26 protein-coding genes and 1 tRNA gene are annotated in these 24,958 nt (G+C 54.2%); 17 read left to right on the forward strand and 10 right to left on the reverse strand.

Annotated features, from left to right (window positions below; all coding sequences use genetic code 11):
• Positions 1 to 50: 50 nt before the first annotated feature.
• A tRNA-Arg gene (locus tag ACP15N_RS13905) sits at positions 51 to 127 on the reverse strand.
• Between the two features lie 235 nt (positions 128 to 362).
• Between ACP15N_RS13905 and ACP15N_RS13910 the strand changes: the two genes are divergently transcribed.
• From ACP15N_RS13910 to ACP15N_RS13930, 5 genes are all read left to right on the forward strand, one after another.
• Positions 363 to 1,247: a hypothetical protein gene (locus ACP15N_RS13910; protein ID WP_425092915.1), complete on the forward strand. Its 885-nt coding sequence runs from the start codon at positions 363 to 365 to the stop codon at positions 1,245 to 1,247.
• Positions 1,248 to 1,258: 11 nt separating this feature from the next.
• Positions 1,259 to 1,630: a hypothetical protein gene (locus ACP15N_RS13915; RefSeq protein ID WP_425092916.1), complete on the forward strand. Its 372-nt coding sequence runs from the start codon at positions 1,259 to 1,261 to the stop codon at positions 1,628 to 1,630.
• A gap of 431 nt (positions 1,631 to 2,061) precedes the next feature.
• The gene (locus tag ACP15N_RS13920) at positions 2,062 to 2,298 is read left to right on the forward strand and encodes a hypothetical protein (protein WP_425092917.1); all 237 of its coding nucleotides are present in this window, start codon (positions 2,062 to 2,064) and stop codon (positions 2,296 to 2,298) included.
• A gap of 152 nt (positions 2,299 to 2,450) precedes the next feature.
• Positions 2,451 to 2,627, forward strand: coding sequence for a hypothetical protein (locus tag ACP15N_RS13925; RefSeq protein ID WP_425092918.1), 177 nt, complete (start codon positions 2,451 to 2,453; stop codon positions 2,625 to 2,627).
• Positions 2,628 to 2,679: 52 nt separating this feature from the next.
• Entirely contained in the window at positions 2,680 to 2,880 is a 201-nt protein-coding gene (locus ACP15N_RS13930; protein WP_425092919.1) for a helix-turn-helix transcriptional regulator, read from the forward strand.
• A gap of 430 nt (positions 2,881 to 3,310) precedes the next feature.
• On the opposite strand, the gene ACP15N_RS13935 is transcribed toward ACP15N_RS13930, so the two are convergent.
• Entirely contained in the window at positions 3,311 to 3,856 is a 546-nt protein-coding gene (locus ACP15N_RS13935; protein ID WP_425092920.1) for a hypothetical protein, read from the reverse strand.
• A gap of 510 nt (positions 3,857 to 4,366) precedes the next feature.
• Between ACP15N_RS13935 and ACP15N_RS13940 the strand changes: the two genes are divergently transcribed.
• The 9 genes from ACP15N_RS13940 (at position 4,367) to ACP15N_RS13980 (ending at position 13,022) form a co-directional block, all read left to right on the forward strand.
• The gene (locus ACP15N_RS13940) at positions 4,367 to 5,377 is read left to right on the forward strand and encodes a hypothetical protein (RefSeq protein WP_425092921.1); all 1,011 of its coding nucleotides are present in this window, start codon (positions 4,367 to 4,369) and stop codon (positions 5,375 to 5,377) included.
• On the forward strand, positions 5,374 to 5,712 hold the full coding sequence (locus tag ACP15N_RS13945) for a hypothetical protein (RefSeq protein ID WP_425092922.1): 339 nt from the start codon (positions 5,374 to 5,376) through the stop codon (positions 5,710 to 5,712). The genes ACP15N_RS13940 and ACP15N_RS13945 overlap by 4 nt, the downstream gene beginning before the upstream one ends.
• A gap of 177 nt (positions 5,713 to 5,889) precedes the next feature.
• Complete coding sequence (locus ACP15N_RS13950; RefSeq protein WP_425092923.1) at positions 5,890 to 7,752, forward strand: type IV secretion system DNA-binding domain-containing protein; 1,863 nt, start codon at positions 5,890 to 5,892, stop codon at positions 7,750 to 7,752.
• A 99-nt stretch (positions 7,753 to 7,851) separates the two neighbouring features.
• Positions 7,852 to 8,787: a hypothetical protein gene (locus ACP15N_RS13955; RefSeq protein ID WP_425092924.1), complete on the forward strand. Its 936-nt coding sequence runs from the start codon at positions 7,852 to 7,854 to the stop codon at positions 8,785 to 8,787.
• 59 nt (positions 8,788 to 8,846) lie between these two features.
• Positions 8,847 to 9,380 (forward strand): CHC2 zinc finger domain-containing protein, encoded by a 534-nt coding sequence (locus tag ACP15N_RS13960; protein ID WP_425092925.1) that lies wholly within the window; start codon positions 8,847 to 8,849, stop codon positions 9,378 to 9,380.
• 299 nt (positions 9,381 to 9,679) lie between these two features.
• The gene (locus ACP15N_RS13965) at positions 9,680 to 11,131 is read left to right on the forward strand and encodes a hypothetical protein (protein WP_425092926.1); all 1,452 of its coding nucleotides are present in this window, start codon (positions 9,680 to 9,682) and stop codon (positions 11,129 to 11,131) included.
• Positions 11,131 to 11,661, forward strand: coding sequence for a hypothetical protein (locus tag ACP15N_RS13970; protein WP_425092927.1), 531 nt, complete (start codon positions 11,131 to 11,133; stop codon positions 11,659 to 11,661). Before ACP15N_RS13965 ends, ACP15N_RS13970 begins: the two co-directional genes overlap by 1 nt.
• Before the next feature lies 1 nt (position 11,662).
• On the forward strand, positions 11,663 to 12,316 hold the full coding sequence (locus tag ACP15N_RS13975; protein ID WP_425092928.1) for a hypothetical protein: 654 nt from the start codon (positions 11,663 to 11,665) through the stop codon (positions 12,314 to 12,316).
• A 73-nt stretch (positions 12,317 to 12,389) separates the two neighbouring features.
• Positions 12,390 to 13,022, forward strand: coding sequence for a tyrosine-type recombinase/integrase (locus tag ACP15N_RS13980; protein ID WP_425092929.1), 633 nt, complete (start codon positions 12,390 to 12,392; stop codon positions 13,020 to 13,022).
• Between the two features lie 88 nt (positions 13,023 to 13,110).
• Here the strand turns inward: ACP15N_RS13980 and ACP15N_RS13985 are convergent, their stop codons facing one another.
• Positions 13,111 to 13,650, reverse strand: a complete 540-nt coding sequence (locus ACP15N_RS13985; RefSeq protein ID WP_425092930.1) for a hypothetical protein — start codon at positions 13,648 to 13,650, stop codon at positions 13,111 to 13,113.
• Between the two features lie 339 nt (positions 13,651 to 13,989).
• Here ACP15N_RS13985 and ACP15N_RS13990 point away from each other — a divergent pair, with 339 nt between their 5' ends.
• Both ACP15N_RS13990 and ACP15N_RS13995 read left to right on the forward strand, forming a co-directional pair.
• Positions 13,990 to 15,201 (forward strand): hypothetical protein, encoded by a 1,212-nt coding sequence (locus tag ACP15N_RS13990; protein ID WP_425092931.1) that lies wholly within the window; start codon positions 13,990 to 13,992, stop codon positions 15,199 to 15,201.
• 26 nt (positions 15,202 to 15,227) lie between these two features.
• Positions 15,228 to 16,283: a hypothetical protein gene (locus ACP15N_RS13995; protein ID WP_425092932.1), complete on the forward strand. Its 1,056-nt coding sequence runs from the start codon at positions 15,228 to 15,230 to the stop codon at positions 16,281 to 16,283.
• Positions 16,284 to 16,289: 6 nt separating this feature from the next.
• Here ACP15N_RS13995 and ACP15N_RS14000 read toward each other — a convergent pair whose 3' ends face one another.
• The 3 genes from ACP15N_RS14000 to ACP15N_RS14010 form a co-directional block, all read right to left on the reverse strand.
• Entirely contained in the window at positions 16,290 to 17,150 is an 861-nt protein-coding gene (locus tag ACP15N_RS14000; protein ID WP_425092933.1) for a hypothetical protein, read from the reverse strand.
• Positions 17,147 to 18,304 (reverse strand): DNA cytosine methyltransferase, encoded by a 1,158-nt coding sequence (locus tag ACP15N_RS14005; protein WP_425092934.1) that lies wholly within the window; start codon positions 18,302 to 18,304, stop codon positions 17,147 to 17,149. Before ACP15N_RS14005 ends, ACP15N_RS14000 begins: the two co-directional genes overlap by 4 nt.
• Positions 18,305 to 18,521: 217 nt before the next feature.
• Positions 18,522 to 19,508 (reverse strand): tyrosine-type recombinase/integrase, encoded by a 987-nt coding sequence (locus tag ACP15N_RS14010; RefSeq protein ID WP_425092935.1) that lies wholly within the window; start codon positions 19,506 to 19,508, stop codon positions 18,522 to 18,524.
• A 377-nt stretch (positions 19,509 to 19,885) separates the two neighbouring features.
• Here ACP15N_RS14010 and ACP15N_RS14015 point away from each other — a divergent pair, with 377 nt between their 5' ends.
• A complete protein-coding gene (locus ACP15N_RS14015) occupies positions 19,886 to 21,013 on the forward strand; it encodes an amidohydrolase family protein (RefSeq protein ID WP_425092936.1) in 1,128 nt (375 codons plus the stop codon).
• Between the two features lie 8 nt (positions 21,014 to 21,021).
• On the opposite strand, the gene ACP15N_RS14020 is transcribed toward ACP15N_RS14015, so the two are convergent.
• From ACP15N_RS14020 to ACP15N_RS14035, 4 genes are read right to left on the reverse strand one after another with little or no spacing between them, the layout of a single operon-like run.
• Entirely contained in the window at positions 21,022 to 22,248 is a 1,227-nt protein-coding gene (locus tag ACP15N_RS14020) for a CaiB/BaiF CoA transferase family protein (protein WP_425092937.1), read from the reverse strand.
• Position 22,249: 1 nt separating this feature from the next.
• The gene (locus ACP15N_RS14025; protein WP_425092938.1) at positions 22,250 to 23,026 is read right to left on the reverse strand and encodes an enoyl-CoA hydratase/isomerase family protein; all 777 of its coding nucleotides are present in this window, start codon (positions 23,024 to 23,026) and stop codon (positions 22,250 to 22,252) included.
• The gene (locus ACP15N_RS14030) at positions 23,016 to 24,302 is read right to left on the reverse strand and encodes a TRAP transporter large permease (RefSeq protein ID WP_425092939.1); all 1,287 of its coding nucleotides are present in this window, start codon (positions 24,300 to 24,302) and stop codon (positions 23,016 to 23,018) included. The genes ACP15N_RS14025 and ACP15N_RS14030 overlap by 11 nt, the downstream gene beginning before the upstream one ends.
• Positions 24,302 to 24,844: a TRAP transporter small permease gene (locus tag ACP15N_RS14035; RefSeq protein ID WP_425092940.1), complete on the reverse strand. Its 543-nt coding sequence runs from the start codon at positions 24,842 to 24,844 to the stop codon at positions 24,302 to 24,304. The genes ACP15N_RS14030 and ACP15N_RS14035 overlap by 1 nt, the downstream gene beginning before the upstream one ends.
• Between the last annotated feature and the right edge of the window lie 114 nt (positions 24,845 to 24,958).

Raw genomic sequence — 24,958 nt, forward strand, 5'->3', positions numbered from 1 at the left:
GGGTGTGTGCCCATGTGACCGATCGGCTGATGCCAAAGCATGATGATTTTTGGCGACCCCGGCAGGATTCGAACCTGCAACCTGCCCCTTAGGAGGGGGCTGCTCTATCCAGTTGAGCCACGGGGTCTTATATTTATTTCAGATACTTACAGATTTGTATCTAAAGTTTTGTCTCTTTTTTGTCTCTCTTTTCTTCGACACTGGATGTCCACTCAGTACGGCCAAGACGAGGGTTTCCGCTACTCTTTGGTTGCATATCGCATCGGTACAATCGTGACCACAGTGCGTTGACTTACTCGAAGACTGGGCCACTCATCACAGCTTTGCAATCGTCAGCACCAGGCATGCTAGACTGATCGTATATGTACGAACCAGACAACGCGGCAGGATCGAACCCGTTCGGACGGGTGCGAACAATCCCTGTTCACACCGACGAACCGACACGCACAAAGAATGATTTGGCGGCTTCAAATAAGGACGAACCAGGTGCGAACCCTCCTCCGATATCAGCCGCCAAGCCCATCCCTTTCGAGGAAGTTTGGCTCACAGTTGATGAGGCCGTCGCCCATTGCGCAGCGCAGGGATTGTCGCGGACGGCTAAGACCATTCGGAAATGGGCGGAGCGCTCTTTCAATGTGCCCGAGGGCGAAGTCGTGTCCCGCCGCGAGGATACCCTTTGGGGGCGCTATCGCTGGAAGATTGAGCTGAAATCTCTTGAGCGCAAAACTGCTGAGGAGCTGTCGCGTGAAGCTGAAAATAGCCGCGAACCGGTTCAAACAGGTGCGAACACTATCAGTGCTGTCGCAACCGATATTCCCCCCAAAACCCCAACGAACCCATCCGAACATGTTCAAACCAGTGCGGTCGCACCCGCCGAACCAATCCCGGAAACTCCTTCGTCGAACATGATTGCACCGCGCGCCGATGTTCGAACAGGTGTGACCAGCATACCGGTTTCTGACATCAACTCAAACGAGCTTGCGACTTTGAGGGCCGAGAACAAAGAACTCAGAAAACAGCAGGATCGCGATCAGGATGAGATCCGGTTCTTGCGTGAGGAGGTGACATTCAACCGGTCGCTCAAAGCAGACTTCGCCCGAAACTCACAAAGGCTCTTGGAGACGCTGGAGACCGTTGCCGTTGGCGGTCGGCTGGAGCGCAGGGCAGGATCGGCTGATCACGAAGCATCAGAGCCGTCACAAGCTGTGCGTTACCGAGAGGAGGATGAGGAAGGGAATAGAGTATAATCAATCACAACATGACCAAGCCCCAGGCAGACCAGTTTCGCGACTTCAAAGGCGCGTTCATACCGAAAGACATCTGGATCAACCCGGAGCTTTCTGGCGACGAGAAGCTAATGTGGGGAGAGATCTTTGCTCTGGACAATTCATTCGGATGCATCGCGAGCAACGAGCACTTTATGAAAATGTTCAGCTACTCGAACGAGAGAAAACCCCAGCGGCTGATCAAGTCTCTGAAGGAAAAGGGGTACATCACAGTGGAGATCGACAAGAAAGACGACAGCCGAACGATACGGATCACCGGCAAGTATCGGCACCTTGATGACACCCACATGCGAGACCTTGCAGCAATGCGAGCTGATCTGATCGGATCGATGCGCAAGCGGTAGCAATGAGCTTGTGAGCTGCCGACAAATTTGTCGCCACCTGGCGACACCGCTGTCGGCACCTGACGACAAATTTGTCGTTCACACATATAAGTTTACAAATTAGATTACAAAGAAGATGACAATTTCTTTCAATTAAAAAAACAAATCGGATTGGGTGGTAGGCTAGGCCAAAGGGCTTGCCATCAACGAAAGCTGATTGGGATGGATCAAAGAGTCCATCACAGCCCATCAAGTTACTGCGGTCTCTATGCCATGCAGACATCCCACCACAGGCCCAAAATGCCACGCTGCGACGTTTGCCCGCCAAAAATGAAGTGACCCCCACCTTTGCTGAGAAAGACGCGCCCAGCGGCTTAGAGAGGCTCTAAGCGAGCGGGGCTGCAGGTGCGCTGGCGTGACAAAATGCAAGGGTCATGGTACGCTTTTCGCATATGAACGCCGTCACGATCGACACGTACAAAACCATCCAAAAGCTTCAGGCAAAAGGGTTCACCGCCGAGCAAGCGGAGGGGATTGTTGATGCGCTGACTGAAAGCGAGCTGGTGACCAAGGCCGATCTGCGATCCACCGTTGGCGAGCTCGAAACGCGGTTATACCGCGCCATGTTGATCCAGACCGGCGCGATTGCTGCCATCGTGATTGGCATTATGCAGTTTACTCTGTCGTAGGTATGAGCTCACCAGATCATCCGCTCACGAAGCCAGATCTACAACGCGCATTCCGCGAACTGAAGTCAGGCCTCAAGGTCTGGGTTGCAATAGCGCTCTTGGCACAAGGTGCGTTGCTGGTAACTTTGCAGAACCTCCTTGGCGCATAGCGTATGGATACAATCGTCGCTGAAGCTGTTGCCCAACTCACCGCCTTACCCGAGAACACCCGGCACCAAATTGGCTGGGCCTTGCTGCGTGGGGAAGGGCAGCGGGAGTTGCCAGTCATCGAGTTCACCGACCCTACGCTTGACCGGGCGGACACGGCCAGCAACACTATCTTCGCCTAGGTTTTCGCAAACCGGGGTGATCGCGATTGCTCCTTAATCGGAGTTAATCGTGATGACTAGACTACTGAGCAAGAAGCAAGTTCGGGAGATTGTAGGGTTCAGTTTTGCCCATATCGACCGCATGGAGAACGATCCTGCCTATGCGCATCTTGGCTTTCCAAAGCGCGTTCAGGTCGGCTTCCGGGTCTTTTGGGTGGAAGAGGAAATCTACGCCTGGGTTGCGGCGCAGATAGCTAAGCGCGATGCTTCCTAGCGGGGCATGGGGGGCGGGTCCAACCGTCCCCCTTTCTGTCGAAGTAGCTATTCGCAAAGCAGGCGGAAGGTCGCGCTAGGCACTCCTCCCGCAGGATCACTCACAGCCAAAATATCCAAGTGGCACCTCCTTTTGTCAGCAAACGTGGACTCAAGAAAGAACGGAGCAAACGGCTGTGTAAGATCATAGCGTTCCCCTACTGTGACCGGATCGATTGAACCATTGATCCTCACCGCGAGTTTTCCTCGCCTATCCCGTACTAAAGCCAACAACACGCTGCGATCTGTCAGATCAACAACTTCGTCTAGCCTCAAATCGAAGACGCCTTCATTGACCTGAATGAAGTCCAGACCTGGCTCCCTGGATTGCGCGGTTCCATGGCTCGCTACCAAAGTCAGAAAAACAACTTTCAAAAATCGACTAAGCAAATTCACCCTCCAATCATGAACATTCGACCTGCTCGTTCTGTTACGCGAAAAGTTGGCGCTCCATCCCAGCCAAAACTACAAGAGTCATCGGTGTAGCATGGAAACGGCCCGTTCAACCCACCAGAGAACTCAACACCGGTTTGAAAAATTCTCTTCACCTCAGCCATCGCGCTGTCGTCCTCAGAAACAAAACAGGCACCGACCTCCAACGGAATTCGCTCGCTGAGCGACGATCCAAGCACCACGCAGTCTGCGCCGTCCTGAATGATCCTTTTCGACGTTTGTTTATCGGCTGCAGGACTGACATTCTCCGTAACGTCTTCGCGAAAAACTTCCTGGCGTGTCACTACGTAGACTATGCCTCCACCGCCGACTAAACATAGTGCGAAGGCGATAAGCTTTACCCACCGATGCTCTCTAGAGAAGAATAGAAATGCGAGCAGCCCTAATGCGACAACAATGAGAGATACAATAGCCAGAGGATTGCTCGGCAGGCTCTCGAGTACGCTCGCAAGGTTCCTTAAAAAAGTATTCAATGCTGACCACAACGTAGCGTTGGCAAGATAGGGAAACGTAGTTGGCTTGCCTCACAAATACCAGCGGCAAGTAATTTCACTGAGACAGTATCATAGATCATGGGGTGGAACACAGTATTCCTTCTGTTTCCATGTCTCAAAGCATGGCGGGAGGTCGAACATACCCCCCCATACAACACCATTCCGCAGCAACTGGTCGTCAGGCATCCGCCATGACTCAATACGCTTTAGGGTAAAAACCCCACAGCCCTCACTCGGGTAAAGCGTATTGAGTCATGGCGCAGTTGCGCCAGACGACACAGTTGCTGCGGTGACTGGTACAGCCACAAGACTGATTCCATTCCCGTTAACTCAGACTCCAAGCTACGCAGCACCCCCTCGCTTCTCTGCAGAAGAAACCGGGCACTAACTCGGTCTGGGGAAGGGGAGCGTATAATGCGAACGGATGTTCTTTAACGGTAGCATCCCTGTAGCCCCCGACTGGTCACCGCACACGGGGCGGGGGACTGGTATGCTACCGTTATGGCGCATCAACTCCTTCTGGGTGGGCACGGGACTGGCAAGACCAGTCTTATTGTGGAGCAGATAGGGAAGAGCACCGCCAAGGGTCACGGCGTCTGCTTCTTCGACGCCCACGGTATCACGCTTCCGACCGTTCCAGACCTCGTCTTCGATCCAGCAGAAACGCGCTGGAACCCGTTGCGCGAACCCATCGAGCCCGCCTTGGCCGCGACGCTCTTTCAAGAGACAACCAAGAGCGCGTGGGACTACGCCGGGCAGACCACACCCACGATGGACATGTTCCTATTGTTCTCCGCTGCTGCCCTGATCGAAAACGGTCATAACCTGTCGGATATCTTGAAGCTGCTCATCGACAAACAGTACCGCTCTACGCTGCACTTCAAAGACGAGCTGACCGCGATGTTCTGGGCAGACTTCGAGCAACTGAAGCCGATCCAGCAACGCCAAGAGGTCGCGAGTACGATCAACAAGTTCTTCACGCTTCTGGCTGACCCGCGCGCCCGGCGCATGCTGTCGGTCAACAAGAAGGGGATACATCTCTCGGACTACCTGCAAGACCAGATACTGCATGTTCGATTGCCCGTTCGTCTGTATGGGAAAGCCAAGGTTAAGCTGATTGGCTCGCTGGTGTTGTCGTACCTCACCCAGCTACTCCTGGAGCGCAACGACCCACGACCGTACGATATCTACATCGACGACGCCCACTTGTACGCCCACGATACAGTACAAAATGCCCTGGTGAACTCCACCCGCTACGGCCTCTCGGTGACGGTTGCCACGCAGAGCAGCACGCAATTCGATCAGACGTTGTTTGATGCGCCTTTGGGCAATACAGAGCGGCAATTTCTATTCCGTGTGTCGCAGGAGGACGCTGCAATCCTGTCCCCGCATATGCCCGCCAACCATTCAAAAGTATCGCTTGATCGATTGCCAAACCATTCATACCGTGAACTACCATTTAATAAATTGCGCCCCGATGGGGTCACGTTTCCACTGGAGAATTTACATTGAAAGTTTCGATTACGCAGGAAACCCGCAAGGCTGGATTACTGGGCGGCAAGCGGGAATGGCAAACGACTATGAAGATCACCGCCACCGAAGAAGAGAAGGCGGTGGTGTCCTCTGGCAATCTCGGCGACTTCACCCTTGTGACGTTGCCTTCATTCAGCGGAAATGGTGAGACGGAATATACCGCCGACCAGATGCTCAAGGACGCAGTCTTCACCATCAGCGGAAACCAGTGGCACGCAAACGATATGGCGAAGCGCATGAAAGGCGGCGCGGCGGGCTTGAAGTCTCTGATTGAAGAGACGATGGCTGATGAGACCGGTGAATTTGAGCTTTGATTGACGACGCACTCGGCTTTCTGCTCGCCGCGTTTGTCTTCGTCTGCATCTTGAATGCGGTTGTCGCGGCCAGCTCAGCACTAGCAGTCCTGGCCGTGCCAGGAGCGATTGGCTACAATCTATTGGCACCAAACCAAGTCCACGACGGCGAAGGAGCGGCAAGCCAAAGCGCGCACAATGCAGCTCTATCGCTCGGTGAAAGCAAAGTTCACCGAAATCGATATCGAGCGCTTTCTGTCCGAGCGTCTCGACTACCCAGATGCAGACGATCCGAACTCGTACACGCAGTTCACCATTGCCACCCGCCTGGTCGCCTTCGAGAACCTGGACAGCTATCCGCCCGAACCGCCAGAACTATGCGACAGCATTGAAGGCGGACGATACCGAGACTTTCTCAATCAAATCTCGCCCGACGACTTCACCCTGCGCCTAGAGCACATTTGTCGAGTGGCGGAGTTGTGTAACCGGCCAGCAACCACCGAGAACGTCGCTATCGTGGTATACACGGCGGTTGAGACGCTCTCAGACGGGCGGAGCATTCTTCCCAACATGCAAAAGCGGCTTGATGAGAACTATGCGCTGCTGAAGGAAGTCGCGCCCCGCGATTACAAGGGCGACGACATCATCGACGCTTACCTCAAAGGCACGCCACTCGCGCTGATGGCCGAGATGGTCTTTGATGAGAGTATCGAGCTCCCGCATGAGCTCAGAAACCAGCACCACGCCATTATCGCGGGCACCGGGCACGGCAAGACCCAGTGCCTGCAACAGATGCTCTTGCAGGACTTTGAAGAAGACGACGCCTGCGTGATCGTCATCGATAGCCAAGGATCGATGCTTGAGAAGCTCCTGCATGTCGTCTCTTGGGATCGTTGTGTCTATCTCGACGGGGGGAACATCCGCACCCCGCTTGCGCTCAGCGCGTTCTCGATTGGCCGCACGGATCGACCCGAAGACGAGCCCAAAGTGCGGACAGCGGTCGCGCTCTATGAGCACATGTTTGCCGCGCGCGACACGGCGCTCACGACAACCCAGTCAACGCTCTACCGCTTCCTATCGCGGTTCTTGATGGTCATCCCCAATGCGAACTTTGATACCGCGCTGGAGATCTTGCAGGACGGCTACGAGGCCTATGCGAAGCACGTCGCACACCTTGATGAGACCTCGCAGAAGTTTGTCACCACGCAGCTTTGCAATCCAAAAGACAAGCATGCGAGCCAGAGCTACCGCACCACCCGGCAGGAGGTTGCACGCCGCCTCTTCACGCTGATGGAGAGCCGGACACTCAAGGGCATGTTCAACGCGCCGGAGAGCAAGGTGGACATCGCACAAGCGATCCGAGAAGACCGGATCATTCTCATCAACACCGCCCAAGCGGTACTGGGTGATGAGGGCGCACAGCTCTTTGGCAAGTATTGCTTTGCGCAGATCGCCATCGAAGTCCTGGCGCGCGCCGAAACGAAAAAACGGGTCTACCTCTATCTTGATGAGGCACAGGAGTACCTTTCTGACAGCCCGATTATTCGCCGTCTCTATGAGCAAGGACGCAAACGCGGACTGTGTCTCGTCACGGCGTGCCAGGAGTTAGACCAGTTAGAACGCGCGGGGATTGACCGCATGATCAACTCGCTCACTTCCATCAAATTTGCCGGGGGTGTCAGTGCGCAGGACGCTGCCAAATTCGCCAAGGAAATGGACACGGAGGCGGAGACCATTCGCGGCGTTCCTGCGCTCACCTTCGCGGCCTGGGTCAAACACCATGGTACCGGTGTGTACAACGTGCGGCCTGGTTTGCTGGAAGATCGGATCGCGGCAGAGCCGGAAGACACCGAGAGCCTCAAGCAGATGATGATCGATCTCTTTCACTACGACCCCAAGCGAACCAGCGCGGCAAAGCAACCCCACACCGGCGAAGACGCCGAGCCTGACTTCGAAAGCTACTGGGACGATGAGCCGACACCAGGCACGTCAAATGAGAAAAAGCGCAGCTCTAGGCCGGACGACCCGCTCGATCCAGACCGCCCTCAGGATTTAGACTAAGTATTTGCTATACTGCATGTATGCGCACTCCAAACATGTGCCCACATGCCAACTATGCTGCCCTTTGACGAGACGAAACCGACGCCCCAATAACGAGGTATGCGCAAACCTCGTTTCAAACGCGTCCCGCCCAAAACAGCGCTGAGTGTAGCGCCGACGATGTACGAAGTGCTGGAGCTGATCTACCAGTTCAAAGCACTGCGCTCACATCACATCGCCATGCACCTGCCGCATCGACACGCGCGCGGATTGTCCCATTCCTTGCGTCTGATGTTTGACCACGGCTTGATCGATAAGCGGTTTTGCGGGCTCTACGAACGCGACACGTACTTCCTGCTCGACAAAGGGCTCGACCAACTCGCGGGGCGTGATCTGCCACCACGCTTTCTGTTCCTGGGCGGCGGGCTTGATATCAACCTGGGGCGCGAATGGGCGCACTCGATGATGACGATTGATTTGCTGTCTAACCTCAAAGCTGGGGCAGACGCCGCAGGCCTGCGGCTCATCTCCGCCGAAGGAATCTACCAAAACGCAACCGTCGAAACGCCGTTTATCTTCCCGAGAAAGACCGAATACACCGATAGGAAGAGTAGGGAAGTGGTGCCACACACGGTTGTGCCGGATGGTGTGGTCGGGATCGGGTACCCCGATGGGCGGCGCGCATTCTTCGCCATCGAAGCAGAACACAATAAAGCCAACAGCCGTTTTGATGACGACGATCCGAGCTCAAAGCAAAGCTCGACCAACAAGAAGTTCAAAGCCTACCGCGACATCGATTGGCGAAAGGTCTACGCAAATTTAGGTGTGCGGAATATGCGCGTGCTGATGGTGGCTCCGACAAGCACGCAAATCAAAAACAAGTTCGATCTGGGAAAGAAGGTGGTCTCCGAGAGCCATCTGTTTCTGGGTCAAAGCGTGCCGGTGGTACACGAAACCGACGTGCCAACGCTCCCACAGCTTATTGATGAACCCTGGTTGCGTATCGGCCTGCCCCCTGAGCAGATCAACACCTCGACGCTCCGAGCTCATGCATGAACAGCCTGACCTACGCATGGTACAATGAGACACGGATGTCCTTCAGAAAGGAGACCGTGGTGTCTACATTCATCGACTTTGAGGCCGTGAAGGCCGACAACCCCATTGCCGAGGTCGCAGAACGCCTTGGCCTTACGCTCAAGAAAGCAGGCAACACGTTGCGTGGGCCATGCCCATCGGGAGAGGGAGGCGAGCGTGGTCTTGCGATTACGCCGAGCAAAGGCGTCTGGTACAGCTTCCCGCTGCAAAGGGGCGGCGACGTACTGGCGCTTGTGCAGCTCATCAACGATTGCGACGTCAAGGAAGCAGCACAATTCCTAGCGGGTACCGAGCCACTGGAGAAGGCCAAGAAGTCATCTTCAGAGAGGGGAGCGGAACGTGGCTTCCGCCCCCTCGACTATCTTGAGCCTGATCATCCGGCGGTAGAAGCGCTCGGGCTGGAGGTTGAAGATGCAAAGGCGCTTGGGATTGGATACGCCCCGCGCGGCACGTTGCGAGGAACTGTAGCAGTACCCATCCGTAGAAAAGATGGGAGGCTTGCAGGCTACATTGGAATTACAGAAGCTTCGCTGCCAGTCTCGTGGCACCACTAAACCAATAGCATAGAGTGAAGACCCACGTGGCCTTCGCTTTTTTCGTCACGTAGAAAGATCACTGGCTGCCCTTGCAAGCAATATCTTCGTCTTGGGTGCTAGCCAACAACAAAATGCTTGAAGGTCACTTATGCCTAGCTCGCTGTCTTTTCCTTACAACGGAACTCGTCTTTTGGTGGGTTCTCTGACGAGTGGCAGGCCAAGATGCAGAGTAGATTTTTCTCTAGCAAGCAGCTGAAAAATATGTAAAAAATGATGCGGCACCATGCTACGTGTTAACATATTGAATGAGGTGAGTTGTGACTCCGATCTCAATCGCTGCTGTTTTAGGAATTTTCTTGCTCGTAGTGTTTTTTGCTACAGGTATGGGGAGATTTACACCTAACCCATCATATTCAAACTATTTTTTAGCATCACGGTCGGTCGACAAGTCGACAAACTCGGCTTCCTACATCGCCAGATTCACCTCACTTGCAACCGTCCTCGGGTTTTTTTTGATTTTTTCTAGATTTGATGGCCTTTTCCTTTTAGTAGCTCCAATAACTGTTTTTTTAGGTATTTATATTTTTGTTTGGATTATGCGGAGATACATTTTTCTTCGCGACGACGCGGGGCAACCATTTTCGTCTATGAGCGCAATGGTAGGTGACTTTTATGGGTCTACCACAATCGGCCGCATTGCGTCTTCCATTTCGATATTTACTGTTTTTTGCATTTTGCTGATTGAGCTTTACGTTGGGGTTCAGATACTAAGTCTATTTATCGAAGATACGGATCCTCTAATTCCAATATCTATGATAATAATAAGTATACCTGTATTTCTTTATGTGTGCGCCGGAGGTCTCGAAACGGTTGTGGTTACTGATAAGCTTCAGTCAAGCTTAATGTGGTTATTTGTTATTGCGCTTCTAGTATATGTTTTGGCGACTGGCTCACTTACAGTTGAAAAAGCACTGCCGCGACCAGCAATCAGCGAAGGTGTCTTCTTACTTCCGTATGCACTTCTCGCTAATATTATGGTTGTGAACATATTTTTATTCCCTACGCTCTACTCAACTTGGCAGATGCGGTTCGCCTCTCAATCTGACGACGATTTTGTAGCGGGAACGATGCGCGGAGCTCTAGGAGTTACATTTCTCTGGTTTGCACTGGTGCTTTGCGGTATCGGCCTTGGTTCGTTTCTTCCAGGCGAAGTAATGTCGATAGCGGAGCTCGCGCAAGCACTGGCAAATGCTGAAGACTTCCTTGTTAAATGGCTACTGTTTCCACTTTTTTTCGCTGCAAGCTTATCTGCCCTTTTCAGCACAGCTGACAGCGCAATTGTACCGATCGTACAAAGCTGTTACGATATAGCGAGGAAGCGAGAACGAAGCTTTTCGAGGCTCTTGGCGATCTCATTAACAATAGTTCTTTTGATAGTTTGTATCTTTGTCTACATACTCGTATTTGGCATTCTCAATTATAATTTCATCAATTTTCTTTTCTCTGTATTTGCATTTGCAATATCAATCGCCCCAATTATTCTTTGGATGTTCCTTTACCCTAAAGACCCTTTTTCTAAGAGCCGCGCCAACTTCTTTGCATTATTTGCAGTTTTAGGATTTATTGTTGCTTTGGCAGTTTCATCGTATGGCAACTTATTGAGCAATGCCGCGCTTGTCCAATTAAGTGCGCCGATCGCACTTCTTGTTGCGCTTCTTGGCCCTGGCATCTCGATGTTGGTACATGGGAGCGGAAACGCTAGAGACTAATGCTGAAATTTTTTTCTGAGATTCCGGTGGGCGCGTTGCTTTGGTGTGTGATGATGCCTGGGATGCTTTTTCTAAGAAGTCAGAACATTTTCTCTTTGCTCAGGAGTATACAGTTCCACAAAACCAACCAGTACTTTAGCTACAAAGACATTCAGCGCCTTCACGCCTCAGATAAAAAGTCTGTCATTGAGGGCTATTCGGTTACCTTTTCGTCAATTATGCGGCATGCGTTCTATACGCAGCCCGTACTTTTGTTTTGCTATGCAAGTGCATCTATCTTTTATTTGGGCGAAGGCTTTTCATTCGTAGCTAAATTCCTTATCGATAAAGGATTGCTACAGTTGAACTATGATCCTAGTTTTGCAACCTATCTATCCGGGTTTGGCAATGTATCGTTAGGCGCGTTTTTTGTGATATACTGGACATCAGGCTTGATCATGCTATTTTTCCGCACCAAGTGGGGGCAAGAGAACAGCGCAGCCGTATTTCTCGCTTCTGCTCCCTTTTTTTGCAAGAATACAAAGCTTTAATATGCTCGACATCTTTCCCTCAAATTCCATATTTTGTCCAATAAGTGTTGGGAACCCGTTCTTTAGCAGAAGAAACATTCAAGCTCTTTTTTCTTGGGCAAAGAAGAATGATGCACATCTTTCTATAGTTATTTTTGATAGCCTTCGCGTACTGACAAATTTAATACAGGGTAGAGAGCTCGACAAATCAGAGGCATTGGCGAGAACAGCGTCGAAGGAAACTGCGCGGATGATTGAAAAAATAAGCCACCGCGACGAAGTTGATGTTACGATTAAATTTTCATCGGAACTACTTTTAGACACAGAAGTATTACTGACTAAGGAAAGGATCAGAAAATGGTCGATTGGAAACGACGCAGCTTTTCAAAAAATTCAAGAGATTTCCGATCGCACTTTTCAGAGACTTGGGTTGAACAATAATCAGAAGAACAAGATTATCCAGTTTGAGTATCTTGTAGAAGAAAGCGCTATCGCCCTTTGTATGGTAGAAAAAAGTGAAATTGAGTTTGAGCTGTACCCTCGAAACGAGGATGGTCTAATAGACTTTCTATTTAGGAGTGATGGTAAGGGCTTTCTGCAGAGATCTAAACTGCTTGGTGGGCGAAAATTCAAAACCTGGCAGACTGCTGGAATTGAATATGCTGATAATAATTAATACCGCTCTCAGGCGGTTTTTGTTGTACTTGACCGCTTTTGTATAGAACCGGCCATGTTACACTAAGGGGCGTATGGCAGCGCAACGCCCAAAGCCCCAACCAGCCCGTACCTCCAACGACAGTTTTCGGCCAAGTTTCGACGCTAGCGCGCCAGTTGACGTCCACGCCCGACCAAAAGTTGATTACCTCACCGAAAACGAAGTGATGAAGTTGATCGCGGGTGCAAAGCATTCGCGAAATCCTGAGCGTGACCAACTGTTGATCTTCATGCTCTTCCGGCATGGGTACCGCGAGAGTGAAGCGATCATGGCAAGGCGCGATTGGATTGATCTGGAAAAGGCGGTGATCTGGGTTGAGCGCTTGAAGCGGGGGATGAGCCGATATCACCCGTTGGCGGGTGACGAGCTACGTCGGGTGCGGAAGTTCCTTCGGGCTCGCAACGACGATTTGCCCTGGCTATTCGTCTCCGAGCGTTGTCAGCCCTTGTCACCGAGGTCAGTGCGCCGGATTCTGGCCGAAGCTGCCAAAGCCGCCAAGCTGCGACATGTCCATCCACATATGCTGCGACACTCTTGCGGTTTTCATCTACGAGAGCGCGGACACGACATTCGTATGATCCAAGAGTATTTGGGACACGCATCAATCACGAGTACGCAGCTGTACACAAGGTTGTCAGCGAAAGCGTTTGATGCATTGTGGCGGTGATGGCCGTTATCGGGCAGTAAACATGACGCTGTGGTGCTGCGCCCGCAAGCCCGCAAAGCCGACGAGTAGCATTGGCCCGTAAACGAACTCAGCACTGTGGCTCAGCGAAGCCTATGAAGTCCCGCGCGGCTCCATCGACTCGAAAGTCCTCCATTTGACGCTGCACGAAGACCTGAATCTCGGTTCTAGGATCATCTCCAAATTCGGAGAAAGTCTGAGCGAGCCGACGAACCTCTTTAGCCAACTCCGGGCCGGCGTCTGTCTGACCTCCAGAAATGTGCCAAGCCTCGACATCCTCAATTATCCAGGTGAAGGAAACGTCCGACGGGCACCCATTGACGATGATTGGTTCGGGCAGGTTATATTCTCGCTGGATGAAGGCCGAGTATACGTGAACTTCCTGCGTCCGTGCATCGAACTGATGCAGACCTGGTTTCAAAGTTTCTATCACCTGACCATCGCTGACAAGGACGCCCATCTCGTACGGCTCAACAGTCGCAAACGAAGGTAGTCGCGATAAGTAAAACCATATGGCTGCAAGTGTCGCCAAAACGGTTAGTGCTATCAATGCACTGCGAAACACCGGGTTCTCTCCTATTCGATTGGACTCCGCCTCCCAGAGCGCCATGACAGAAGATCGTGTCGTTCAAATGGCCAAAGCTTGAGCGTAGAGCACTTAACTAGAGCTTTCCACATATGCGCCGAAACCCGTTGAGGGTTCTTAGACGGACCGCAGACGTGCTGCGACATAACCGCTATCCGACGCGCCGAAAGTCCACCCGGATGCGGCGTTCACAGCCTACATAGCTGCTATCCGCTGCCTTCAAACAGTCAGAGGTTTGGGGGATTGATTGGGTGCAGCGGAGCCCTGTGCCCAAATGGCAAAATCAGTGACTGTCAAGTATAGGCATAATGCGCGATTATGCAGGCAAACACTGGAAGTCATGCCGACCCAGAAAGGCAAACAATGACGATTGACCACACAGTTCTGCATGACCAACGGGTCAAATGCACTTCAATTATGACGGCCATGACCGTTAGCGATTACATTGATCTGGTGGACTCTGCCTATCAAAAGCGTGGCGGGTTGGCTCATCAGCGGGATGCACTCAAGACCACGACGGCCCGAAGAATTCGTTCTCGGATGGTCGATGACATCGTCAAAGGGGCGGTTTTGCCGCCGGTTGTTGTCGGCGTCGTCGCCAACAATGACTTCATCACGTCTATCCAGAAAAATTCGACTGCCGACACGGTTTCGGCAATCAGTAGTGATTATTCTGAGGCTCTTTCAATTATTGACGGTATGCAGCGTACGACTGCGCTACTGGAAGCTTTGGACCGAGAGCGCGACAGCGTCGAGGGGCGCCCTATGCGGGTCGAGTTCTGGATCGCTGATACAACGGAAAGCCTCATATATAGAATGCTGGTCCTTAACACAGGACAAGTGCCTTGGAACCTGAGCCGCCAGCTTCAAGTCGTCTATGCGCCGTTGATCGAGGAGATGAAAGATCTGGTCAAATTTGAGCGTGTTCTGGACACAAACGCAGGCGAAAGGAGGTCAAAAGCGGGAGAGTATGCTCCAGATAATTTGGTCGAGCTTTACATCGCCTTTGGCCTTCGAAAGACCGACATTGATACTCAAGAGACATTGGCAGACGAGTTTTCGCGGCTTGATATGACCGAGGCGCTCTCTTCGCACCAGTACCGGGACTTTTTCTATCCAGTTGTTCAAATGATGGTCGATCTGGACAAGGCCTTCTCTAGGTTTGATGCAGACATCGAAGCTGCCATCGCGGCTCAGGTAGATGACACTGCCCAGAAATTGAAAAAGGGACGTAGCATCTTCGATAGCAAACCGGCGCGGATTGGTTTTGTTGTTGCTGCAGCAACCACAATTCTTGGCCGTGTTGGCATGGAGCAAGATGACGACCCAGATGCAACGAATACAAAGTTGGCAGAAATTCAGAGCAATCTTGAGGCGCTGATAGACAAGCTAGACGGCTACGGAAGCGATGAACTTCAAACGTTCCTAAAGCTGGATGTTCTTTCTGAGCGCCTATACGGACAGAAGCGGTCCGCAGTTGGTCGCTACGAAAGAGCGTTTTTCGACTCTGCCTTCAAAGTCCTGTTTGAAGAGGACTTTAAGGTTCCAAGTATGGAGCCATGTTGGCGGGCCTAGGCATGGCCAATCGTTCCCGAATCCAGATGAGCCAACAGATTTTTGCGCGTTTGATCGCGCATGCGAGTGATAGCGGCGTCCCAATACTCGGCGCCGACCAAGCGAGATGGATACGCAGGCTCAGCGACGCCGACGCTTTACTGATGGCTGAGGCCGATGTCTTGGGCTATCAGCAGATCACCAGACAGATCAGGGCAATCCACTTTGAGCATGACGCTGTGCGCTATTTTGCTGTCTTGGGGATCGGTGAGGCAGAAAGCCTTCCAGATGGATTGACGCCGACTGAACTCACTCCAGGCACTCTTGCAGTGGCACTAACGCAATCGGACATCCATCCGAGTGCAAGGGGCTTAGAAATTCTGGAAGCCATTGGCGACTTACATGGAGGAGTCGAAGGCTTCGACGGATACGAACTGGCGGCTATCACTAACCTTTTTCCAAGCATTGAGATTTTTGAAGCGGACCAGAATTACGAGTACACCGCAAATGTGGTCCGCGTCCTTGGGGCGCTGACAGCACGGTCCTATGCCGATGGTCCGATAGCTCCCTCAGGCACAACGTTGAACAAGGTCGCTGACATTTTTCAATCAGGCTCAGAGTACGTTCCGTTCGAAAATGTCCTGCAAGGCATGTTGTCGATTTCCTGGGGGGGGTTCTTTCTGGAACTCTATCGCTCGATCGAACAGCTCTATGCGGTTCCCAGGCTCGCCGCCCTTGTCGAGGCGTGGCCTACCACCCTGCCCTACCGCAGCATAGCTGACTTGTTGGAGAGCCACCTTGCTTGGCGCCCAAAGGAAGACGACGCGTTAGCCAAAATTATTGCTGAATGTGACGACACGATAGTCGCCCCACTGAGAGAAAGTTTCTCAGGTCATCGGGATGGCGATCAGGAGATTACCGCAGAAAAAATCGCGGCAGACATATACAAAGTCCGAAACGGCTTGGTCCATTTCCGCGCAGCTTTAGGAACAGTTCAGCGCACCGATGAAAACTGGGACGATATGATTTCGGCAATGCTCGATCTCGTCAAAGACGTTTACCGGCGCCATGGTGCCCGCTTCAACTTGGAACCAGAAGCGTAGTCAATCCTAAGAGCGACGGATGGGGGTAGGCTTTGACTCTCTGCGGATTCTGCCGTCCCTTACAATCTTTGTTGTTCTTACCAAATCGACCCCATTCATGGCCGCTTCGAAATGGGCTTTGTTCAGTTCGTTTTCATCGCCCCCAAAACAACGATGCATTGCATAAAGAATACCAACGTCATTGATGTTTTGCGGACGTGGGTTCGGATTGTTCCGAGGACTCGGGATCGTGCCAGGAAAGAGATAGATGCATGGCGGCGGTAGCCTATATGGACCCACTTCAGAAATGCGGTCTTCTCTACCAGCGATTTTTGGGCAGACGCGTGCTGCGGTTCCGCACAGCCAGTCCCAGACGACCACGCCGTCCACCCGCTTTTCCTCGGCAATAATATCTGCGGAGAAGCGAGTGTGGATGCCAGACCAGACGTTGTGTCGAGGATCGGCACCCTTATTTTGGCAGACGCTCCACACAATGAACTCGTTTGCATGAGGAGGTCGGGCAGAGATGTTTGTGTTGTTCCCGTCTAGGCAGCCCTTCAGCTCGATGGCCGCAATTTTTCCATCGTTCAGCGTAACCGAATAGTCATGCCTATTGGAGCCACCGGCTTCGATCCATTCCTGAATGAAACCGCCATCCTGCATGTGATTGAGGATGTGCTTCACGAAGGTCTTCTTTTCCCCCATGGACGCGGAGATTTGACCTCGGACTCGCTGGATTGAACCTTCAAATATCCCGCTATCGTAGAAGTCTTGCTCGGTCATACCAAAGGGATCGAGACGATGCGCTTGTGTCTTCAAGACCTCTGAAAATTGCTCGATGCGCTCTGTAAGCTGAGGGTCTTTCTGACACGGTATCTCGTCGTTCATGTTGCCTTCGCTTTGGGTGCCTTTGCTGGTGGCCTTGAGGCGCGCGCGCTCTTAACTACCGGTTCCAAAATGTGTTTTGCAATGTATCGCACAACTGGAACAGCAACGCCATCACCAGTCAAATGATAGGCTTCGTTGTATGCCTGAGGCAGCTCGTAGCTGTCGGGTAAACCCATCAAGCGGGCCGTCTCGCGTGTGGAGATCAGCCGTGAACGGATACGCTCGCCATCCACCACGAGAATGAGCTGGCGAGACGATCCGCCTGCGGGTGTTCTTAGGCACCCCGCAACGTCATCAAAGCGCACTTCTGCGCGTTGAACCTTGATGCCGTGGTGATAGCGCGTGCGTTTGTAGACACCACCAACCATAACAACACCAGCAGCCTTAGCCGTTTCGACTTTGGCCAGGTTAACATCACTCATCATGGACAATAGTGCCCGCGTTTCAGCAACCGTATGCCATTTGACTGATGCAGGCTTTGCCTCGATTACATCGGCGAAACGCATCTCGCGCTTCGGTGGCTTTGGCATCCGCCACCATAGCCAAGACTTCTTTAGAGGTTCCGGGAGTTGGCTGTGCGCTTTCTTCAATGCAGCCGTGTGCCACGGTGCCGTTGGCTCCGGACCGGTCTTCAATGGTTCCACGCTCTTTTCAATAGCGATCACAAATAGTCTTGGCCGGGATTGCGGGACAAAATGTGAAGCGTCGGCGATGAACGCGCCATACCGATAGCCCAGGTTGTCCAGCGCTTCGCAGATGGCGGTGAAATCCGCACCCTTATGTGAGGTCAGAGTTCCGACAACATTCTCGACCGCAATCACGGTTGGGGCGCGCCCTGCCATCTTCAATTCTTCGAGCTGTGCAATGAAAGGCCAGAAGGTTCCCGAGCGGTCGCCGCGTAGCCCTGCCCCACCACCCGCTAGAGAAAGGTCCTGGCAGGGGAACGAACCCCACACGAGGTCAGCGTGTCCGGGAAGATCCTCGAGACCAATGTTGCGGATGTCGTCCACGATCATCTCGCCATTGCCCCAGTTCTTCTTGTAAGTTACGCCCTTCTTCAGGTCGAAGTCGTTGGCGAACTCGCACTTCCAGCCTTCGCCCAATCCTGCACGCGCCATGCCTCCACCAGCAAAAAATTCGTAAAATTTGTGCATTGACCGCCCTACACTGCTTGTAAGCACTGTTCTAGTTTTCTCATTTTGTTCTCATTTAGCATTTATTCGATTGCAGAACCATAGAATTTTCCGAGACCCTTCCATTCGTTCCCCATTTCAACGTCTGCTTTCTTAACGCGAAGAGCTTAACGTTACACCCACAACGAACTTCCGCTTCTCGCCGTACGCTCGCCACAACCTTTTAGTGTAACGCCAGCTACGCAGCGATTGCTTTGACGCGCCGTTCGTATCGTTCAAACGCCTCACGCATTTCAGGCATGTAGGTGTGTCGGTTATAAACAGCCGCAACACCTGAAACTGTTCCGGATCGATGATCAAGAATGCGTTCCGTCACATGCAGTGGAACCCCGAGGGCCGCACAGTTCGTCGAAAACGTACGCCTGAGGTCGTGGATCGTCCAAGGCTCAAGTGGGACATGTCGATCAAGCCGACGCTTGGCATTTGACCAACCATTGAACGGTTGTACGGGCAACAGTTTGGAAACTGCATCGGTGAGCGGAATGACGTGCTCTCGCTTCCCTTTCATGCCTTCCGCTTCGAATACGATTGTTTGGTCTTTGCAGGTGTAATTCTTCCATTGACCGATCCGTTGGCCCGTAAGGATCTGCAGTTTTAGGTAGTCGCTGTATGGCGGGTAGTCATATAACCAGACCTGCCTGAGTTCATCGTCGTTTAGAACACGACTGCGTTCTCCGAAGACAACAGGGATATGCTGGAACGGGTTACGGTCTGTGATCTCGTTGCGCACGCACCAATTGAAGAAAGCTTTCCAAGTTTTGATCGCTTGTGGATCGCCCAGATCGATGTCGCGTCTGGTTATGTCAGCCAGTTGTTTTTCTGGTGCTTTATCGAGGTGTCGGCGGTATTCGCGCAGCGTGTTGTGCCGCAAGCGGTCGTTGGCATCGTCCAGAAAGACGGAAATTGTCTCTCTTGTCCCTTTCAGGCTTCGCATCCGTGGCTTGGCTGCGAGGACGAGTTTCGCTTCTTGCCTCGCAGTTCTCAGAGACATGTCTGGGTACTTTCCGAGCGTGACCAATCGACGGTCTTTGCCGAACATCACTATGAAAGATTTAGACTTTGCGGAGCAACGCACGCCGAAACCAGGTGTGTTTTCATCCCAGTATTTTTTGCTGCCCTTGGCTTGCAGCGGCAGCGCACGAAGAGAAACGTCTGTCAGGCGCATGGCAAATTTTGTCTCTTTTTTGTCTCTCAAATCTACGATCAACACCTATCAGGTATGGGTATGCATGAGAAGGCGCTCACGCCTAAGTCATTGAAAAATATTAATTCTGTTTTTGTATGAGGAGCTATGGTCAAGTCAGCATCCCCTTAGGAGGGGGCTGCTCTATCCAGTTGAGCCACGGGGCCACACCATGTGTCAGAGACATAACGACGAGCGGTTCAGCTGTCACGGATCAATTGGAACAGCGCCCTACACCCCTAAGCTGAACTTCCCGCAAGTCTTTATCGCTTCGTCATCTGACCGTCATGAAGCCGATACACAGCCTGCGTACCCAAGAAAAAATCGCGCGACACACCACAAACCGTGCATCCGAGGCCATGAGACAGTTCCTTCCCTCTTTGCGCCTGGTCGGCGCAGACGCCCTGCGCGACGGCGCCTTGCAGGCGCGGTCAGTGGCGATCGAGGGCGGTCGCATCGCGAAGGGTCCGTTCCCGGAGGTAGACGTTTCCGGCTATCTCGTGCTCCCCGGCATTGTCGATCTCGAACGACCGGTTGACGCCGTACCGCGACCTGCGAGCTGCGCCGGTGCGCCGACATGGGATGACGTGGAGGTCCACACCGGGATTGATGGCGTGACGACCGCCATGGTTCGGCAAAACTGGAACTGGGCAAGCGGGATAGATGACCGGGAAGCCGCGCTCTCATCGCTGAGCGCGCTGCGTAAATGGCGGCGCGGGACTGGCACGGACCTGCGCATTCAGTTGCACGTGGAAACACACCTGATGGACTGGGAAGCCGCTGTTCACGAACACGCGGATGGCGAGACCGTATCACAGGTCATCTTTCGGAACCGGCTTGGCCAGGCGATGGCCGAGGCGACATTCCAGCGCGATGCCCGGCAGGCACATCTCAGGGCCCTGTCAAAACGGAGCCAGGACGTACCGAGATTCCTGTGCCGCCTTGCCGAAAACTTCGACAGGGTTGGCGTCCTTTACGGGTCGCAAGGGGATCCTGATGGGGAGACGCGGGAGTTCTTTTCCATGATCGGGGGGCGGATCTGCCTGCGTCCTGCGACACGGGCCGCAGCGGCGCTTGCGCGCGCAGTTGGTGATCCGGTTCTTCTATCGGCTTCCGACATCTTGCAGCCTTCGGATGCCAGCGCAGATTTCTCAGCCGAACGGTTCGTAACAACCTACAAAAACAGTGCGCTGGTTTCCCAGGGACGCCCCGGATGCCTGGTCCAGGCCGCTTTCCATCTTGTCGGCAAGGGAGGGATGACGCTTGCCGATGCATGGTCTCTGGTATCGACGCGACCTGCCGAGATCGCCCGTCTGCCGGACCGCGGGCGTATCGCCTATGGGCAGCGTGCGGATCTTGTCATCGTGCATCCGCACACCAGAAAGGTTCACGCAACACTCGCTGGCGGGTGCCTGACCTACGCAACGGATGAGTTGGCAGCGCGTTTCGCGGACCTGCCCTCTGTGTTTGAACACGCCGCCGAGTAGTTTGATCGCTATCTGCCGGCGACTGCCGGAGTGTCCTCGCGCGGGACAATCACGGCCTGGCCGCTGACCATGGCATCGATTTCCGCATGCCCATAGCCCAGTTCCAGCAACACTTCTCGCGTATGCTGCCCTAGAACAGGTGCAGGGCACCGGACGCCGCCCGGCGTCTTGGAAAACTTGACTGGGAGGCCCAGCGTCTTCGTCGGGCCGGCAACCGGGTGATCCAATGCGACAATCATCTCGCGGGCCTTTGCCTGCGGATCGGCGTGCATTTCCGTTACTGACAGCACCGGTCCAGCAGGCAAGCCGATCGCTTCCATCTGCTCAAGCAGAGAGGCCGTCGTGCAGGTCTTCGTATGATTTTCGATCAGGGGTACAAGTGCGTCCAAGTTGACCCGTCGGTCCTTGTTCGTGGCAAAGCGCGGATCGTTTGCCAGTTCCGGGGCATCGAGTATCTGGATAAGGCGTTCCCAGTTCTTCTGGTTTGCGGCACCGATATTGATGTAGCCATCCGCTGTTCGGAACGCCTGATACGGTGCGTTGATCGGGTGCGCGGAGCCTTCGGGACCGGGTGCGACGCCCGTGGCAAAGGCAATGGCGGATTGCCAGTAGGTCTGTGTGATTGCGGCCTCGAACAATGACGTATCAACCCGCTGCCCCTGCCCCGTCTGGAGCGCATGCGCATAGGCAGATGCGACGCCCATTGCCGCGATGATGCCGGAGGTGATGTCCGAGATCGGCGCGCCGGGTTTGACAGGCGGGCGGCCCGGCCCCTCGCCCGTGATCGACATCAACCCCGACATGCCTTGGGCAATCAGGTCGAAGCCTCCGCGGTGCGCATAAGGCCCTGTGCGACCGAAGCCGGAGATTTCGCAATAGATCAGCTTCGGGTTCTCTGCGTGCAGCGTCTCGTAGCCGAGGCCCAGCCGCTCCATCGTTCCCATGCGGTAATTCTCGATCACAACGTCCGCGTCAGCGAGCAGCTTGTGCAGAACCTCTACGGCCTCGGGATCCTTGAGGTTCAGCGCGATGCCGCGCTTGCCGCGGTTCATCATCATGTAGGCCGCGCTTTCACCGTTCACATCCGGCGGCAGGAACCGGCGGCTGTCATCGCCGTCGGGTTTCTCGACCTTGATGACCTCAGCCCCCATATCGGCCAACATCAATCCGCAGACCGGCCCCGCCATGATGTGGGCCAGTTCGATCACCTTCATGCCGCTCAGGGGTCCGGGCATGTCAGGTACCTGTCCAAACCGGCGGACGTTTGCCCAGGAACGCCTCCATCCCTTCGCGGAAGTCGGCGCTCATGTAAGTCATCTCGATCAGGTCGGCATCTTCGACCGTTGTTGCGGCACGGTTGCGGCGCAGGGCTTCCTTGGTGGCGCGCAAGGTCAGCGGGGCCATGGCACCGACCTGTGCGGCAAGCTCCGAGGCCCGCGTCAGAAGCGCATTTTCGTCCGGCAGAACCTCGGAAACCAGACCGATGGCGTGCGCCTCTTCCGCGAGGACGAGCCGCGCGGTGAAGATCATCTCTCGCACGCGGCCTGCTCCCATCAAGTCCGACAGCCGCGCAAGGTTGCCAGCGGCGAGGCAGTTGCCCAAGGTGCGCGCGATCGGGAAGCCGAACTTGAGCCGTTCGGACGCGATCCGCAAATCGCAAACGGCGGCGATGGAGGCACCACCACCCGTACACGCCCCGTGAATTGCCGCAATGGTGGGAAGCTTACACTGCTCGATCGCGGTCAGTACGGTTTCTATACGCGCCTCGTACTGCAACGCATCCTGGGTGGTCTCAAATGCGCGGAACTGTGTCATATCCGTTCCGGCAGCGAAGGCTTTGCCACCCTCGCCGGTTATGACTACAGCCTTGATCCCGGGCCGCTCATGGGCCGTTGCGCACATCTGTGCCAAACCTTCGTACATTGCGAAAGTCAGGGCATTGCGCGCCTCGGGCCGATTGAACGACACCCAGAGGGTGCCGTCCTTCTCAGTGCATAACAGTTCAGTTGCCACCGTAGAAATACTCCACGAGGAAGAGCGGGATCGACGGAATGTAAGTACACATCAGGAGTACCGTAAGCAGCACCAGAATGAACCAGATGTTGACCTTGGATACTTCCCAGATGTTGGCCCTCGCCACCGCACAGGCGGTGATCAGAACGCTGGCCACCGGTGGCGTCTGCTGGCCGATAGCGAGGTTCAGCGTAACCACCAGCCCGAAGTGAATCGGGTTGATATCCGCCGCGATGATCAGAGGGATCACGATGGGCACAACAAGGATGATGGCAGCCGCAGAGTGCAGGAAGAACCCGATCACAAGGAAAAAGAAGTTCAGGATCAACAGGATGATCCACTTGTTGTCGGTAATGTTCAGGATGCCCTCGGCAATCTGCTGGGGCATCTGCGCCCGGGTCAGGAAGCCGCCCATGACGACCGACGCCGCGACCAGAACCATGACAACCGCTGTCTGCATACCACCGTCAAGCATCGCATTCTTGAGATGTTTCATGTCGACCTGGCGGTAGATCAGGCTGACCGCGATGGCGGCAAGGACCGCCAGACCTGCAGCCTCGGTCGCAGTGACGAAGCCACCAAAGATACCGCCCAGGATGATCACCGGCAGGGTGAATGCAGGCAGCGCGTCGACGAACGTCTCGCGCAGACGCTTGACGTTGAACGCTTCTTCCGTTGGCAGGTTATAGCGGCGTGCGAAGATATGGGCGACAAGCATCAGGCCGAATGCCCCCATCAGACCCGGCACGATACCAGCGACAAAAAGCTGCTCGACCGAAACGTTCGCGGACGTCGCGTAGAGGATCATCGGGATCGACGGCGGGATGATGATGGCAAGTGACGCCGAGGACGACGTCACCGCCGCAGACAGCGCGCCCGAGTAGCCGCGTTTCTTCATCTGCGGGATCAGGACCGACCCCATCGCCGCCACATCTGCAACAGCCGACCCCGAGATCTCGGCAAAGAACAGCGACACGCCGATATTCACCATCGCAAGACCGCCCCGGACAAAGCCGATGATGGCGGAGACGAAGTTGATCAGGCGGTCGGTGATGCCGCCCGCGTTCATGATCGCCCCGGCCAGCACGAACATCGGGATCGCGATCAATGAAAACTTCGTGGAGCCGTTGTACATATCGAGGGCAACGGTCACGAGCGCGCCTGTCCCTTCCATCACGATCAGTCCGAAGATAGCGGACACGGCGAGCGCCACGGCGATAGGGATGTTGAGGCAGATCATTGCCACCATCGCCACGAAAATACCGAACATAAGCATCAGGCGTTCCCCGCTTTCTTCATTTCGTGCTCGACCTCTTCCTCGATCTCGGCGTGTTCGAGCGAGATGCCGGAAGCTGTCTTGGCCCAGTATTCGGGCAGGCTGAGCGCCTGGCAGATCAGGAACAGAACCGCGCCGATCGGGATGACTGACTGGGTAAACGTCACAGGCACCCAGGTCAGAGAGATCAAGTTCATCCCAGACATGACCTGAAGCACGGTGAAACCAGACCATGCGAGCAGGATGAAGAAGCCGGCCGTGACGGCCTCGGCGAAGGCCACGGCCCACATGCGCGCTGGCATCGGGATCGACAGCAGCACACTGTCAAACCCGATATGGCGGCGACGGAGTGCGGCAAGCGCCGCTCCATAATAGGTGATCCACGCCAGAAGGATGGCGGCCACCTCGTCGTACCAGCTGAAGCTGGACCCCGAGATGCGCCAGAGTACGGCGACGATGACAATGACGGTCAGGAACACCATCAGGAAGATGACAAACCATTCCAAGAGGGTCTCTAGGACCGTACGGACTGTGGCAAACATGGGGTCTTCCTTGCCAGAGGGCAAAAGGGATCCGGGCACCTTGCGGCGCCTGGACAAGATCGGTGTTTGGAAGGAATTCGGAGAGCCGCCCGCCTGGGCGGTGGCCCTCCGAAA

Origin of the sequence: Tropicimonas sp. S265A (assembly GCF_049800835.1) — a bacterium.
Lineage (GTDB): Bacteria > Pseudomonadota > Alphaproteobacteria > Rhodobacterales > Rhodobacteraceae > Dinoroseobacter.

Excerpts from the sequence above, each read along its gene's own strand:
- ACP15N_RS13910 (WP_425092915.1), top strand. The coding sequence starts at position 363 with ATGTACGAACCAGACAACGCGGCAGGATCGAACCCGTTCGGACGGGTG.
- ACP15N_RS13915 (WP_425092916.1), top strand. The coding sequence starts at position 1,259 with ATGACCAAGCCCCAGGCAGACCAGTTTCGCGACTTCAAAGGCGCGTTC.
- ACP15N_RS13920 (WP_425092917.1), top strand. The coding sequence starts at position 2,062 with ATGAACGCCGTCACGATCGACACGTACAAAACCATCCAAAAGCTTCAG.
- ACP15N_RS13925 (WP_425092918.1), top strand. The coding sequence starts at position 2,451 with ATGGATACAATCGTCGCTGAAGCTGTTGCCCAACTCACCGCCTTACCC.
- ACP15N_RS13930 (WP_425092919.1), top strand. The coding sequence starts at position 2,680 with ATGACTAGACTACTGAGCAAGAAGCAAGTTCGGGAGATTGTAGGGTTC.
- ACP15N_RS13940 (WP_425092921.1), top strand. The coding sequence starts at position 4,367 with ATGGCGCATCAACTCCTTCTGGGTGGGCACGGGACTGGCAAGACCAGT.
- ACP15N_RS13950 (WP_425092923.1), top strand. The coding sequence starts at position 5,890 with ATGCAGCTCTATCGCTCGGTGAAAGCAAAGTTCACCGAAATCGATATC.
- ACP15N_RS13955 (WP_425092924.1), top strand. The coding sequence starts at position 7,852 with ATGCGCAAACCTCGTTTCAAACGCGTCCCGCCCAAAACAGCGCTGAGT.
- ACP15N_RS13970 (WP_425092927.1), top strand. The coding sequence starts at position 11,131 with ATGCTGAAATTTTTTTCTGAGATTCCGGTGGGCGCGTTGCTTTGGTGT.
- ACP15N_RS13975 (WP_425092928.1), top strand. The coding sequence starts at position 11,663 with ATGCTCGACATCTTTCCCTCAAATTCCATATTTTGTCCAATAAGTGTT.
- ACP15N_RS13980 (WP_425092929.1), top strand. The coding sequence starts at position 12,390 with ATGGCAGCGCAACGCCCAAAGCCCCAACCAGCCCGTACCTCCAACGAC.
- ACP15N_RS13985 (WP_425092930.1), bottom strand. The coding sequence starts at position 13,650 with ATGGCGCTCTGGGAGGCGGAGTCCAATCGAATAGGAGAGAACCCGGTG.
- ACP15N_RS13990 (WP_425092931.1), top strand. The coding sequence starts at position 13,990 with ATGACGATTGACCACACAGTTCTGCATGACCAACGGGTCAAATGCACT.
- ACP15N_RS13995 (WP_425092932.1), top strand. The coding sequence starts at position 15,228 with ATGAGCCAACAGATTTTTGCGCGTTTGATCGCGCATGCGAGTGATAGC.
- ACP15N_RS14000 (WP_425092933.1), bottom strand. The coding sequence starts at position 17,150 with ATGAACGACGAGATACCGTGTCAGAAAGACCCTCAGCTTACAGAGCGC.
- ACP15N_RS14005 (WP_425092934.1), bottom strand. The coding sequence starts at position 18,304 with ATGCACAAATTTTACGAATTTTTTGCTGGTGGAGGCATGGCGCGTGCA.
- ACP15N_RS14010 (WP_425092935.1), bottom strand. The coding sequence starts at position 19,508 with ATGCGCCTGACAGACGTTTCTCTTCGTGCGCTGCCGCTGCAAGCCAAG.
- ACP15N_RS14015 (WP_425092936.1), top strand. The coding sequence starts at position 19,886 with ATGAGACAGTTCCTTCCCTCTTTGCGCCTGGTCGGCGCAGACGCCCTG.
- ACP15N_RS14020 (WP_425092937.1), bottom strand. The coding sequence starts at position 22,248 with ATGCCCGGACCCCTGAGCGGCATGAAGGTGATCGAACTGGCCCACATC.
- ACP15N_RS14030 (WP_425092939.1), bottom strand. The coding sequence starts at position 24,302 with ATGCTTATGTTCGGTATTTTCGTGGCGATGGTGGCAATGATCTGCCTC.
- ACP15N_RS14035 (WP_425092940.1), bottom strand. The coding sequence starts at position 24,844 with ATGTTTGCCACAGTCCGTACGGTCCTAGAGACCCTCTTGGAATGGTTT.